This is a genomic window from Tenacibaculum sp. 190524A02b (genome assembly GCF_964036645.1).
Classification (GTDB): Bacteria; Bacteroidota; Bacteroidia; order Flavobacteriales; family Flavobacteriaceae; genus Polaribacter; species Polaribacter vairaonense.
The window spans coordinates 2,281,588-2,295,185 of the sequence record NZ_OZ038525.1 but is presented as its reverse complement, the minus strand read 5'-3'; the positions used below and the strand labels follow the sequence as shown (position 1 = coordinate 2,295,185).

Annotated in this window: 13 protein-coding genes; 7 read left to right on the top strand and 6 right to left on the bottom strand. The window is 30.7% G+C overall.

Annotation, left to right across the window (positions count from 1 at the left end; translation table 11 throughout):
• Nucleotides 1-52: 52 nt before the first annotated feature.
• Genes ABNT65_RS09245 through ABNT65_RS09225 form a run of 5 tightly spaced genes read right to left on the bottom strand, consistent with a single transcriptional unit; the run spans nt 53 to nt 5,496 of the window.
• Nucleotides 53-439 (bottom strand): nuclear transport factor 2 family protein, encoded by a 387-nt coding sequence (locus tag ABNT65_RS09245; RefSeq protein WP_348704465.1) that lies wholly within the window; start codon nt 437-439, stop codon nt 53-55.
• A 12-nt stretch (nt 440-451) separates the two neighbouring features.
• Entirely contained in the window at nt 452-1,540 is a 1,089-nt protein-coding gene (locus ABNT65_RS09240) for an aminoglycoside phosphotransferase family protein (RefSeq protein WP_348704466.1), read from the bottom strand.
• Nucleotides 1,533-2,438, bottom strand: coding sequence for a sugar phosphate nucleotidyltransferase (locus ABNT65_RS09235; protein WP_348704467.1), 906 nt, complete (start codon nt 2,436-2,438; stop codon nt 1,533-1,535). The genes ABNT65_RS09240 and ABNT65_RS09235 overlap by 8 nt, the downstream gene beginning before the upstream one ends.
• 11 nt (nt 2,439-2,449) lie before the next feature.
• Nucleotides 2,450-3,838, bottom strand: a complete 1,389-nt coding sequence (locus tag ABNT65_RS09230) for a Gfo/Idh/MocA family oxidoreductase (protein WP_348704468.1) — start codon at nt 3,836-3,838, stop codon at nt 2,450-2,452.
• A 14-nt stretch (nt 3,839-3,852) separates the two neighbouring features.
• Nucleotides 3,853-5,496, bottom strand: coding sequence for a M1 family metallopeptidase (locus tag ABNT65_RS09225; protein ID WP_348704469.1), 1,644 nt, complete (start codon nt 5,494-5,496; stop codon nt 3,853-3,855).
• A gap of 204 nt (nt 5,497-5,700) precedes the next feature.
• Between ABNT65_RS09225 and ABNT65_RS09220 the strand changes: the two genes are divergently transcribed.
• From ABNT65_RS09220 to ABNT65_RS09195, 6 genes are all read left to right on the top strand, one after another.
• The gene (locus ABNT65_RS09220; protein WP_348747723.1) at nt 5,701-6,405 is read left to right on the top strand and encodes a hypothetical protein; all 705 of its coding nucleotides are present in this window, start codon (nt 5,701-5,703) and stop codon (nt 6,403-6,405) included.
• Between the two features lie 114 nt (nt 6,406-6,519).
• The gene (locus ABNT65_RS09215) at nt 6,520-7,068 is read left to right on the top strand and encodes a hypothetical protein (protein WP_348737416.1); all 549 of its coding nucleotides are present in this window, start codon (nt 6,520-6,522) and stop codon (nt 7,066-7,068) included.
• A 96-nt stretch (nt 7,069-7,164) separates the two neighbouring features.
• Nucleotides 7,165-7,965 carry an SDR family oxidoreductase gene (locus ABNT65_RS09210; RefSeq protein ID WP_348747722.1) on the top strand — a complete coding sequence of 267 codons (801 nt, stop codon included), beginning with the start codon at nt 7,165-7,167 and terminating at the stop codon, nt 7,963-7,965.
• Between the two features lie 65 nt (nt 7,966-8,030).
• A complete protein-coding gene (gene fsa, locus ABNT65_RS09205; protein ID WP_348704473.1) occupies nt 8,031-8,684 on the top strand; it encodes a fructose-6-phosphate aldolase in 654 nt (217 codons plus the stop codon).
• 604 nt (nt 8,685-9,288) lie between these two features.
• The gene (menD, locus tag ABNT65_RS09200; RefSeq protein WP_348747721.1) at nt 9,289-10,944 is read left to right on the top strand and encodes a 2-succinyl-5-enolpyruvyl-6-hydroxy-3-cyclohexene-1-carboxylic-acid synthase; all 1,656 of its coding nucleotides are present in this window, start codon (nt 9,289-9,291) and stop codon (nt 10,942-10,944) included.
• Nucleotides 10,945-10,946: 2 nt separating this feature from the next.
• Entirely contained in the window at nt 10,947-11,357 is a 411-nt protein-coding gene (locus ABNT65_RS09195) for a DNA-binding protein (RefSeq protein ID WP_348704475.1), read from the top strand.
• A gap of 12 nt (nt 11,358-11,369) precedes the next feature.
• Here the strand turns inward: ABNT65_RS09195 and ABNT65_RS09190 are convergent, their stop codons facing one another.
• Nucleotides 11,370-12,608 carry an alpha/beta hydrolase gene (locus ABNT65_RS09190; protein WP_348704476.1) on the bottom strand — a complete coding sequence of 413 codons (1,239 nt, stop codon included), beginning with the start codon at nt 12,606-12,608 and terminating at the stop codon, nt 11,370-11,372.
• A 92-nt stretch (nt 12,609-12,700) separates the two neighbouring features.
• Here ABNT65_RS09190 and ABNT65_RS09185 point away from each other — a divergent pair, with 92 nt between their 5' ends.
• Nucleotides 12,701-13,540, top strand: coding sequence for a 1,4-dihydroxy-2-naphthoyl-CoA synthase (locus ABNT65_RS09185; RefSeq protein WP_348737420.1), 840 nt, complete (start codon nt 12,701-12,703; stop codon nt 13,538-13,540).
• Nucleotides 13,541-13,598 lie beyond the last annotated feature (58 nt).

The window sequence follows — 13,598 nt, the reverse complement described above, 5'->3', positions numbered from 1 at the left end:
ATGAAGAGATAAAAATAGAAAAGCCTTATGTAGTAGTATTTTTACTATTTTATTACAAAATAGTATTACTGCTTCCTGCTATTACCTGCCATTGATTGTTATAGTATTTCCAAACTCTTAAAACTTTATATTTTCCGTTTAAGGAATGATTAAAATAGCTTCCTTCCATATCAATGACGACAGAAACAATAGCTGTATCATCAATTAAGTTTATTTGTTGTTCACTAGCTGACATTTTACTGATGTTCATATTTCCTGATTGGTAAACCTCTAAATCTGTTTTTTTATCTATTGTTTGTTCATTAGGAATGGTAAAGAGTAGTTGATCATGTAAGAGTTTATCTAATTTTTCAGTATCACACTGTTGCATAGCGTTTAAAATTTCTAGTTCCATTTTAACAATGCTATTTGTGTTGAAAGAAACTGTAGGTGTTGTCATACAAATATAAAATTAACTAAAAACAGTATATTGTTCCATAACATAATTAGTAAGCACATCATAATACTTTATGATATTCTTTAAAAAAGCAATTTGTACTCGAGTACGAATTAAATTATGTTTAGAATACGAAGTTTTATAATAGGTGTCACCTTGTAGATAATCAGTCAAAAAACGAATGGCTTGTTCATAGGTAATTACTTTTACGCCTAATACCAACGTATTGATTTCCTCTTTGGTAATAAAATGATGGCTATTGGCGGCATATCCTTTAGTAAAAGCTTTAAAATGTTCTAAGTGCAAACTTATTTTGTCTAAGTTTTGTTCGTCTTCAGTAGCGGTGTTCATACCAGTTCGTACGGCATCGCCAAAATCATAACATAAATAACCAGGCATGGTAGTGTCTAAATCAATAATGGCGATGGCTTGATTGGTATTGTCAAATAAAATATTACTCAATTTAGCATCTTGATGTATGGTACGTAAAGGAATTTTATGTTGTTTGCCTAATTCAACCACGGCATGCATTTCGGGAGCAAGTTTTAGTAAATAATCAATTTCTTTTTGAGTGTCTTTATTTCTGCCGTGCGAATTGTTTTGTATGGCTGTTTTAAAATGTTTAATACGTAAACTTGTATTATGAAAATCTGGAAGAGTTTCTATTAAAGGCGGTTGGGGTAAGTCTGAAAGTTGTTCATGATAATTAGCAAAAGCTTTTCCCATAGTCTCAGCTTGCCATTCATTTTGTATGGTTTCAAAAGTAATAGCATTAGGAATAAAATTGAACATACGCCAAAAAGTATGATCCTTATGTTTGTAATAAGCTTGCTCATTGTGAGTAAAAACAACCTGTAAAGCTTGGTGTTGTTTTTCTGGTGATGTTTTACTCTGAAGGTGTTTTGTAATTCGTACAATATTAGAACTTAACCCTTCAATATCTTTAAAAATTTGATGATTAACTTTTTGTAAAATATAGGAAGAAGTTGAGGTGGTTATTTTATAGGTAGTATTAATATACCCTGATTGTATAACTTCTACTAGCGAAAAGTTACCTTGTATTTGAAATGCTTGACAAATGTTTTGAATAGCTGCGTTATCCATTCCAAAGTTGTTTAGGATATTCACCAGCTTTTGTTAGTTGTAGAATATTATTTACAACAATTTCTTGATCTTCCTTATACGTCATACCAAACCACTTGGATTGCGTAGGCAGTACTTTTACAGTACTTTGTTTGGTGCTAATTAAATGATTAATTACAGATGGTAAATAAAATTCGGCTTTTAACTCAGTACTATTCAGTGTTAAGAAGTTTTGTAATTCCGATTCAAAAGTAGTTAAAGTAACAGGTGTTAAGCCAAACATGTTCATAGAAGTGATTTCATCAATAGCTAGTAGAGTTTCTTGATTGTTTTCTATAAACACAATGCGTTCATTCTTTGAAACTATCTGGGTGCGTTCGGTAATAGAAGTTAGGTTGTTGTTAGTATCCGTAGTACAAATACCTCTAGAAACACTACCGTTTTCTGATAATGTATTTACTAAATGATAACCCACCATACATTGTTTAGAAATATCGTTGGGGTTAAGATCTTTTAAATAAGTAGCCATGGTTAAAAATGAATCATACCCATAAAAGTCATCGGCATTAATTACGGCAAAATTCTCCTTAATAGCATGTCTAGCACACCAAATAGCATGTCCAGTTCCCCAAGGCTTTATTCGTTCAGAATTTTGAAAATCATTAGGAAGATTCTTTACATCTTGAAAAACAAAACCAACAGTTATCTGATTGTGATACTTCGCCGTGATTTTTTCTTTAAAATCAAGCTCAAACTCTTTTCGAATAACAAAAACTATTTTAGTGAAACCAGCTCTTTTGGCATCAAATACTGAGTAATCAATAATAGTTTCATTAAATTCATTTACAGGAGATACTTGTTTTAAACCTCCAAATCTACTGCCCATACCAGCAGCTAATACTAATAAAGTTAACCTCATAAATACTGTAGTTAAAAATCACGCATAATTTCTAAAGGTTGTTCTTTTTTCCAAGTTCTATTGGTGAAATCAGGAACAGGAATAGATAAACTTTTACTAGCAACAGAAAGCTCTGAAAGTGGCGTAATAGCGCTCCATAAAACACTATCGTAAATATTAATATCTAACGGCAACCCTAAATTTAAACATCTAATTAAACGATAAATCATTACAAAGTCCATTCCACCATGGCCTTGTTTGAAATCCTGACTAATGTTTTGTAATTTTTTTATAATTGGATGTTTGTATTTACTACGATAGTTTTTGTATTCTTCTTCAGGTAACCATTTGTGTCCCCAAAAAACCAATTCATCACTATCAATAAACAATTTGCTTGGGTAACCATCATGCGTAGCTTTGGTACCCACCACTTTATTTATTCTAGAATAAGGTTGTCCAGTATGCACATCAAACTGTAACAAAATAGTTTTTCCTTTGGCTGTTTTAATCATTGTAGAGTTCATGTCTCCACATTTAAAGTTGGTATACGGGCTTTTTAAACTTTTAGCTGTTTCACTTAAATTTAATTCTCTTGAACTCATAGAGGTCAAATGATCAAAAGTATCACCACGTCCAATACTTAGGTAAAAACTAATAGGACCTAAACCATGTGTGGTATAAAAGTTACCATCACGTTCAATATGGTGCTTAACACGCCAATCATTTTCATAATGATCGGTTAAAAGATGTTTGCGTAAATCATGTAAATAAGCACCTTCTGTATGGGTGATATCACCAAAAACACCATTTTCTATCATATTTAATACAAAAAGTTCTTCTTCATTATAGCAGCAGTTCTCAATCATAATGCAATGTTTCTGATTGGTTTCTGCAGCTTCAATTAATTGCCAACATTCACTTAAAGTATATGCAATAGGTACTTCACAAGCCACATGTTTTCCATGGTTCATTCCATAAATACACATTGGGGTGTGTAATTTCCAGGGAGTAGCTATTAAAAGTAAATCAATATCATCTTGTTTCGCTAAATCTTGCCAAGCATTTTCTTTACCAAAATAGGTTTTAGGTTTTTTAGATTGCCATTTGCTTAAGGTGTCTACAGCACGTTTAACTTTTTTCTCCTTTAAATCAGAAAGCGCAACAATCTCACAATAATTCTGTTGGGCTAGCCATTCAAACATTTGTAATAGCACAATTCCTCTATTTCCTAATCCAATAATTCCTACACGAACTTTTTTTAAAGGATTAGTTTTAAACCCAAATAAATTTCCATTAGTAGGTTTAGCAGTGGAGGCAATAGCTTCTGCTAAAGCATCAGAATTAGTAGCATAAGCGTTAGCTGGCAATGTTATAAAGGCGGAAGCGCCTAATACGGAACGGATAAAGTCTTTTCTGTTCATTGGATAAAGTTTGGTTATAAACTGTTGGTCTTTACATAAAAATTAGGATCTACAGTTATTTTGTTAGCGTTAATTGTTTGTGTTTGCCATTGCGTGGTAGGCGTTAGTAAGATATCATCTTTATATGTTTTTACTTTTAAAGGCATGTTAAAACCAGCTACTACATTATTCCATCTGTATTTTAATACATTATTTTTAAGTTGGTACTCAAATTCAGGGATTTTAATAGTACGTAAATATTGATCAAATACTTTGGTTAAATCAATCTCAGTTTGCTCAATTAAAAAGTTTTCTATTTGTTTTGTAGTAACGGTTTGATGGAAAAAAGTACTGTTTAAGCTACGTAAAATTTGACGCCATTTTTCATCATCATTCACCAAGTGTCTTATCATATGAATCATATTAGCACCTTTGTAATACATATCGCCAGAACCTTCACTGTTTACGTTGTATTGCCCAATTAAAGGAATGTCATTTAAGATAGATTTACGTGTACCAATAATGTATTCATTGGCTGCTTTTTTACCATGATAATAATCTACAAACAAACTTTCGGAATAAGCAGTAAAACTTTCATGAACCCACATATCAGCAATGTCTTTGTTGGTAATATTATTAGCAAACCATTCATGACCTGCTTCATGGATAATAATAAAATCAAACTTTAAACCCCAGCCTGTGCCTGATAAATCTCTACCTAAATAGCCTTTCATATATTGATTTCCGTAGGTAACAGAACTTTGATGTTCCATACCTAAGTAAGGAACTTCTACTAATTTAAAACTATCTTCATAAAAAGGATATTTTCCAAACCAATGCTCAAATGCCTTCATCATTTTTGGTGCGTCTTTAAAGTGTTTTTTTGCTTTATAAATATTATCCCTCAGTACATAATAAAACATGTCTAACTCGCCAGCTTCACCTTGGTATTTATCAGAAAACAATACATAATCACCAATGTTTACGTTGACACCATAATTGTTTATTGGATTTTTAACAAACCAATGGTAGGTACTAGTGCTATCTCTATGGTGTGAAACTTTGCGCAAACGACCGTTGGAAACATTAATCAAGTTTTTAGGAACACGAACGCTAATTGCCATGCTATCTACTTCATCATACATATGGTCTTTGTTAGGCCACCAAACACTAGCACCTAAACCTTGACAAGAAGTGGCAACAAAGTGATTGCCATTGTTGTCTTTTTTCCAAGAAAAACCACCATCCCAAGGCGCTCTGATAGCCTCTTTAGGATGCCCTTTATAGTAAACAATTACTTTGTTTTTAGAGCCTTTAGGTTCTTTTTTAGGAAGTTGAATAAAATGCGCATTTCCTTCTGAGGTAAAGCGTAGTTTTTTTCCATTTTGCACAACCTTAGTAATTTGCATGGGCGATTGTAAATCCACCTGTAGTATATTATGAGGTTTTAAAACGGTGTATTGAATGGTGTTTTTACCTTCAATATATTTTTTATCAGGATCTACTGAAATATTTAGATGGTAAAAAGTTAAATCCCACCAAGCTCTCTCTGGGGTAATAGAACCACGTAAGGTATCTTGTCGTGTAAATGTTTTTGTATGATTGAATAATGAGGTTTGTGACCAACCAATAATACTAGAAAAAAGGATACATGTGCTTAAAAAGGTTTTGATGCTCATAATATGTTGTGTAATAGAAATGCTAATATAAGTTTTTTGAAATGTTTTTGTTTTGTAGTAGGAAAGAGATGGACTTTATGTTAAATGTAAAACAGAAATAATTAGTGAGAGATCAGTTTATTAGAAGATAGAGGGTAAAAACTAATATATTTGCAGTGTAGTTATAATGCTTTTATGCATTTTAGGAAAAGAACAAAAAATAAAATGAATATAGAAAATATTAAAAATACTCTCTTTAAATATTTTAAGGTTTGGTGGATACCCATTATGTGTTATCTAATTCCATTTTTCCTATTTTTATTAGGAGAAGGATTAAAAAGAGACTCGATTATTAATGTTTCTTTAATATTATTTTTTATAAATATTGTAGGAAATATAATTTCTGCAATTGTTCAGGTATTTATAAAGAAATGGTATTGTTTGGTTCCACAAGTACTAATTTCAGGGCTTTTATTTGTTTATGTTTCAATTGTCTTTATTTTTTCACCACCAGATTATTATGGAGTGCATAAAGAAATCCCAAAAGGTATTGAGATTTATGAACCAATGGATATTAAACCTACTAAAAAGGAATTAGAGAAACATAAGTTAGTTTTAACTTCATCAATACAACCTGGGATTTATAATTATTATACAGATTATAAGGCTACTGAAACAGGTTATTTTTATATAAAAGCATTTGAGATAACTTCTAACGATCCTCTTTCGATATATAGGATAAAACTTAGGTCAAAATCTAAGGTGGAAACACTGGAGGCCAAAATGTTTTCTGGTGAATTTACAATTTACGAAGGTTCTTGGGGAGATAAATATGGGGCTAGAATAGAACTGTGGTTTAGTCCCTCAAATAGTAAACAAGATTATAAAATAACAGAACGAAATTATATTGTGGAAGGATGGATGAGGTAAATAATAGAAGTAACAATTGGAATAGAATATTATATCATTCAAAATTGAGAAGATCAATAATATAAAAAATAACAAACTAGTTTATTATCAAAAAAACTTTAATATATAAGAATTATGAAAAAGAGTAATAACATTTTAATACTAGAATCTAAATTAAAAAGATGCAAAATTCATTTCTCTAATGAGAACGGAAAAATAATCATAGGGAAATCGAAAACTGATTTTACCACGATTATTTTATTAGTGATACTTCCTGTAATTAGCGCAATTGGGGTTTTCTTGTTCGTTTTTTTAAATAATATAGAATTTAAAGGGAAAATTATAGTTGGGATATTATTTTTATTAGGAACAAGCTTCTTTAATATTTGGAGACTTATTGTAAAAAAAGGTTTAAATAACAAACTCAAAATTTTAGATGATAAAATAATAAAAATTAGAGACGAATCTGGCCAGAAAATTTTTGGTTTATATAATATTAAAGGTTTTGAATATCTTTCTAAAGAAATAGACGAAGAAACATATGAAGGGACTTTATATTTAATAGATATAGAAAACATAAAGCATCAGATTTTAGGATTTGATGACGAAAATGAACAATATGTTTTGAATGATTTAAAATGGTTTTCAGAATATTTAGCAAATCATGTTGGTTTAAAAGATTAAGTTAATATTACTTAAAAAATCTTTTTCTAGGAGTTGATGTGTTTTTTGTTTCTCAATTAAAGCTAACTTTTAGATATTTGTTGAAAATTAGAATCAATGTCAAAAGTTGTATTTATTACAGGAGCTTCTTCCGGAATAGGAAAAGCCATTGCTTTGTATTTGCACAGTAAAAACTACACAGTTTACGGAACCAGTAGAAATCCAGATAAAGTAGAAGTACCCTATGCTATGGTGGCTTTAGATGTTACTAGAAAAGACTCCATAAAAAGAGCAATAGCTGAAGTAGCGTCTAAAGAACAAAGAATTGATGTATTAATTAATAATGCAGGAAAAGGGATTACAGGGCCTATTGAAGACACTCCAACTGAAGAGATGAAAGCCAATTTTGATACGAATTTATTTGGAGTGATTGATGTGATTAAAGAGGTGTTGCCTGTAATGCGTAAGCAACAAAAAGGTTTGATTATAAATACAACTTCTATTGCAGGTTATATGGGGTTACCATTTAGAGGAGTGTATTCAGCTAGTAAAGGAGCATTGGAATTGGTAACAGAGGCTTTACGAATGGAAGTAAAAAGTTTTGGTATTGAAGTAACCAATGTTGCGCCAGGAGATTTTGCCACCAATATGGCAGCCGGTAGATACCATACGCCAGTTTTTGAAGATTCTGCTTATAAAGAAAAATACGGAGAAGGCTTAGCTTTAATAAATGAGCATGTAGATGCTGGAAAAGACCCTATAATAATGGCAAAAGCAATTCATAAAATAATAGAAACCAAACATCCTAAAATCCATTATAAAGTAGGAGCGTTTATGGAAAAGTTTTCTATTGTTTTAAAACGAATTTTACCTGATAAAGTATACGAAAAAATATTGATGAACCATTTTAAATTGTAAATTCGCAGCGTAATAAAACGTTACTTTTTAAATTATTAAGAACACAACTTTTAAATTTTAGATACATGAAATTTTTTATCGATACGGCTAATCTTGAACAAATAAAAGAGGCGCAAGCTTTAGGTATTTTAGATGGAGTTACTACCAATCCATCTTTAATGGCAAAAGAAGGAATTACTGGTGAAGAAAATATTATTAATCACTATAAAGCTATTTGTGAGATAGTAGAAGGAGATGTTTCTGCAGAGGTAATTGCTACCGATTTTGAAGGAATGGTAAGAGAAGGTGAAGCTTTAGCTGCATTGAATCCTCAAATTGTAGTAAAATTACCAATGATAGGAGACGGTATTAAAGCATGTAAATATTTTTCTGATAAAGGAATTAAAACAAACGTAACTTTAGTATTTTCGGCTGGACAAGCTTTGTTAGCTGCTAAAGCAGGAGCTACTTATGTATCTCCATTTATAGGGCGTTTAGATGATATTTCTACAGATGGGTTGAATTTAATTTCTGAAATCCGTCAGATTTATGATAATTATATGTTTGAAACAGAAATCTTAGCTGCTTCTGTACGTCATACAATGCACATTATTGATTGTGCTAAAATAGGAGCAGATGTAATGACTGGGCCTTTAAAAGCTATTGAAGGTTTATTAAAACACCCATTAACAGATATTGGATTAGAGAAGTTTTTAGCAGACTACAAAAAAGGAAATTAAAAAGTACACTTTAAATAAATTTGATAACCAGAAGATATACATTGTCTTCTGGTTTTTTGTTTTTGAATAACAAGTAAATATTACTTTCTAATGTATATGCATCCTATTAACGTTTAATTGGTATAGGGTAAAGAAAAAAAGGTTTGCTTAATTTTTAGATAGAAAAATATAAGTAGAAAAAATAAAGACTGCCTAATTAAAGACAGTCAATATATTTAAAATCATCTGTATGTTCCCCCGAACATTTAGACTGCCGCCAAATATATAATATAAAATAAAAGGTATGAGAAATTATTGATACGATAATTTTATATATTCTATAGGTAAAATAGTATTAGTCTATAAAACGTAAAAACCTCTCTAAAAGAGAGGTTAAAAAATACAATCTATATAGATTGTATTAACTACTACACACTTAAAAATAATAAAAATAAAATCCATATAAAAGTATATGATTAAAAAATTGGCATTGAAAAACTCAATTGATAATATGGTGCCTATAATTTTTTAATTTATAAAAAAGTTTAAATCACTTCAGTAACTATGAAAGGGAAACTTCGTAACTTTACGGCCTTTTAAAAATTAAATAAGGCGTTTAACATACATGTATCCCAAGAAAGAATTAGCACAATTAGTAATCTCTGTTTGTCATCAATATGCTATTGACACTGTAGTGATTTCTCCTGGATCTAGAAATGCACCATTGACTATTGGTTTTTCCAACCACCCAGAGATAGAAACCTTAAGTGTGGTAGATGAGCGTTGTGCAGCATTTTTTGCCATGGGAATAGCGCAACAAAAACAAAAACCAGTTGTCATTGTTTGTTCATCTGGGTCTGCCTTGTTAAACTATTATCCAGCTATTTCAGAAGCTTTTTACAGTCAAATTCCATTAGTAGTTATTTCAGCAGATAGACCTAAAAATAGGATTGATATTGGTGATGGACAAACCATTCGTCAAGAGAATGTTTTTGAGAATCACATCTTATTTTCTGCTAATTTAGTTGAAGGGAACGAGTATACTGATGAGAATAAAGAAAAGGTAAGTAAAGCTTTACAAAATGCTATCCAACAAAAGGGGCCAGTACATATTAATGTGCCTTTTGATGAACCTCTTTATGAAACGGTAGATGTTTTACAAGAATATCCTGTGATAAAAGAAGAAGTATCTGTTTTAAAGCCTGAAAAAGAATCGATAGACTATTATGCTTCTATATGGAATTCAGCTTCTAAAAAAATGATTTTAGTTGGGAGTAATTTTCCTGATAATAAATTACAACAGGTATTAGACCGCTTTATAGAGGAGTCATCAGTGTTAGTACTGACAGAAACTACATCGAACGTTTATCATAAAAAGTTTATTAATTCTATAGATAAACTTATTTTTCCTTTAAAAGAAGAAGAGTTTAAAGCTTTACAACCTGAAGTTCTATTAACATTAGGAGGTATGGTGGTTTCTAAAAAAATAAAACAATTTTTAAGAGCTTTTAAACCTTCACATCATTGGCATCTAGATGATTTAAAGGTAATGGATACCTATCAATGTTTAAGTAGTTTTATTCAAGTAAAACCAGTAACATTTTTAAGAAGTTTATATAATAAAACAGTAACAGTTCAAAGTGCTTATCAATCAGAATGGTTACAAGTAAAAGAAGAACGAGCCGTTAAACATGCTAAGTATTTAGAAAAGTGTGAATATTCAGATTTAAAAGTATTCGAAGCAATTTTAAATACAATTCCTAATGAGTATCAGTTTCAAATAAGTAATAGTTCTACCATTCGATATTCATTGTTATTCGATGTGAATCCTTCATTGAATATTTTTTGTAATAGAGGAACTAGTGGTATTGATGGAAGCACTAGTACAGCTATCGGAGCTGCTTATGTGAATGAAAAACCAACGGTTTTTGTCACGGGAGATTTAAGCTTTTTTTATGACAGTAATGCATTATGGAATACGAATATACCGTCTAATTTTAGGATTATTATTTTAAATAATGGAGGAGGAGGCATTTTCCGATTCATTCCAGGACCTTTAACAACCAATGCAACAGATTATTTTGAAACTCCACATAATTTAACGGCTGAGCATTTGGCTAAAATGTATAATTTTGAGTATGATGCTGTAGGTAATTTAAGTGAATTAGATAAAGTATTGGAGAATTTTTATAATGAAGGGAGCCAACCAAGAATATTAGAGGTTTTTACACCAAAAGAAGTTAACGATATAGTTTTAAAAAACTATTTTAAAAGTTTATAAATATGGAATTAAAAGAAGGCGATAAAGTAGACTTAGTTATAGGGCAACAAACAGCTTTAGGATATATAGTTTTAGTGAATGAAGAGGTTGAGGGACTTCTATATAATAACGAAATCTTCTCTGATATAGAGGAAGGAATGAAAACTGTTGGTTATGTTAAAAAGATACGTGAAGATGAAAAAATAGACGTGTCCTTAAGACCACAAGGATTTAAAAATGTAATAGACAAAGATGTAGCCATTATTTTAGATAAATTAGAAGAAAAAGGCTATTTATTATTAACAGACAAAAGCTCTCCAGAATCGATTAAATTTCACTTACAAATGAGTAAAAAAGCATTCAAGAGAGCTATTGGTAGTTTGTATAAAACAAAGAAAATAGTTTTAAAAGAAGATAGAATAGAGCTAGTTTAAAGCTCTTTTTTTTTACTTATCATCTTCTTCCTCTTCTTCGTTGTTTTCCTCTTCTTCAGGAAGAATTTCTTCATCTGGTTTTTGACTTCCCATTAAATCGTTAACACGTTTAATGTTTTCGTAAAAATCATCTGCGTTAGGGTCGGAAAGGTTCATTTTACCATAAGCTTGCTTATAGTAAAAATCTGCTTTTTCATAATCTTTACCTAATTCATAAAATTTACCAATATAGAAGTCACCAATATGTGAGTCAGGGTATTTAATCATTACAAAATCACCTAAAACTCTTAAATAATCACCATCCATTTTATCCATTACAATTCCTTCAATTGCATAAATATCATCCAATCTCACATTTAAGTTTGCTCCATATAAGTATTGAATATCTAGGTATTTTTTTTCTACATACTTGATGGCATCAAGAGGTTCTAAATCTTTAACATTACTTTCAAATTCTTCCTTTGATATTTTAGCATATAAAGAGAACATTTTAGTAAATGCTCTAGGTATGGTTTCACTAATAGTAGATAAAAAACTAGGCGAATTTGGAAACTTATCAAAAGTTACATGTAAGTTTTTAGCTTCGAAAGAAGATAAAAAAGCACTAATGTCACTAAAACGACTATATAATTCAGGTGTAGTTTGTTTTTCTGAATTACTTGCGTAGATATAATAGGTGTTGTCAATAGCCCCTAACCTTTTTAAAGTATATGATTCTATAATTTGTGGCGCAAATTGAGGAAACTCTGGAGTAGCAGCAATATAAGCATTAAAAATAGGCTCTGGTTCTTTTAAGTAATGTGTTAAAAAATTAGCAGCTTTTCCTTCACCTGTAATGGTCATAAAAGCTGATGTTTTAAAATTAGCCTCCATATAAGGAATCAACTCATGTTTGATGAATTTATAAAAGTGTTGTGCTCTACTAGTAAGCATGTTGGTAGAAGGAACAATAGAAATATCTTTAGCATAGGTTTCTCCCATATCAATTCCAACTACAATTTGCCTAGGAGCTTTATCAACGTCTGCAAAAAGTTTGGCATTTCCTACATATAAATCAAATATATATTGATCACCCAATACAATAGCTATAGGGTAATTAGCTGTTAAATCTTTTTTATAATTTTTAGGAAGATATACTTTAAATTTCCTCTTTTGTTTAAGTTCTTTAGAGTCTATTGATTTAGTGATAACTTCTTGTGAAAAAGAAACTAATGTTATAAAAAGTGCTAATAAAAGAGTCAGGTGTTTCATAGGGAATATATTTATATGATTCAAATATAAAAAAGAAAATAAAGTTATTGTATTATTTTTGCTCAAATAAGTAACGCAAATTTTTTTAAATTATGATAAAACCTGAATGGAAAACTGCAAAGGAGTATACCGATATTACCTATAAAAAGTCGCATAATGTAGCAAGAATTGCTTTTAATCGACCTAATGTTCGTAATGCTTTTCGTCCGCATACTACTTCAGAATTATTAGATGCATTTCATGATGCACATGAAGATACAGATATTGGTGTAGTATTATTATCAGCAGAAGGGCCTTCTACCAAAGATGGTGTTTGGAGTTTTTGTTCAGGAGGAGATCAAAATGCACGCGGACATCAAGGATATGTAGGAAAAGACGGTTATCATAGATTGAATATTTTAGAAGTACAACGTTTAATTCGTTTTATGCCAAAAGCTGTAATTTGTGTAGTGCCAGGTTGGGCTGTAGGTGGTGGACATAGCTTACATGTTACTTGTGACTTAACATTAGCGAGTAAAGAACATGCTATTTTTAAACAGACTGATGCAGATGTTACTTCTTTTGATGCTGGATATGGATCTGCATATTTAGCGAAGATGGTTGGGCAAAAGAAAGCAAGAGAAATTTTCTTTTTAGGAAGAAATTACTCGGCTCAAGAAGCTTATGAAATGGGAATGGTAAATGCCGTAATTCCACATGATGAGTTGGAGCAAACAGCATTTGATTGGGCACAAGAGATATTAGAAAAGTCACCAACTTCTATAAAAATGTTAAAGTTTGCAATGAATTTAACTGATGATGGTATGGTAGGACAGCAAGTGTTTGCAGGAGAAGTAACCCGTTTAGCTTATATGACGGATGAGGCTAAAGAAGGTAGAGATGCATTCTTAGAAAAAAGAAAGCCTAATTTTCCTAAAAAATGGATACCATAGGCAATTCATAAAGTATTAAATATAAAAAAACACGAATTCGTATTAAGATAAAGGATTC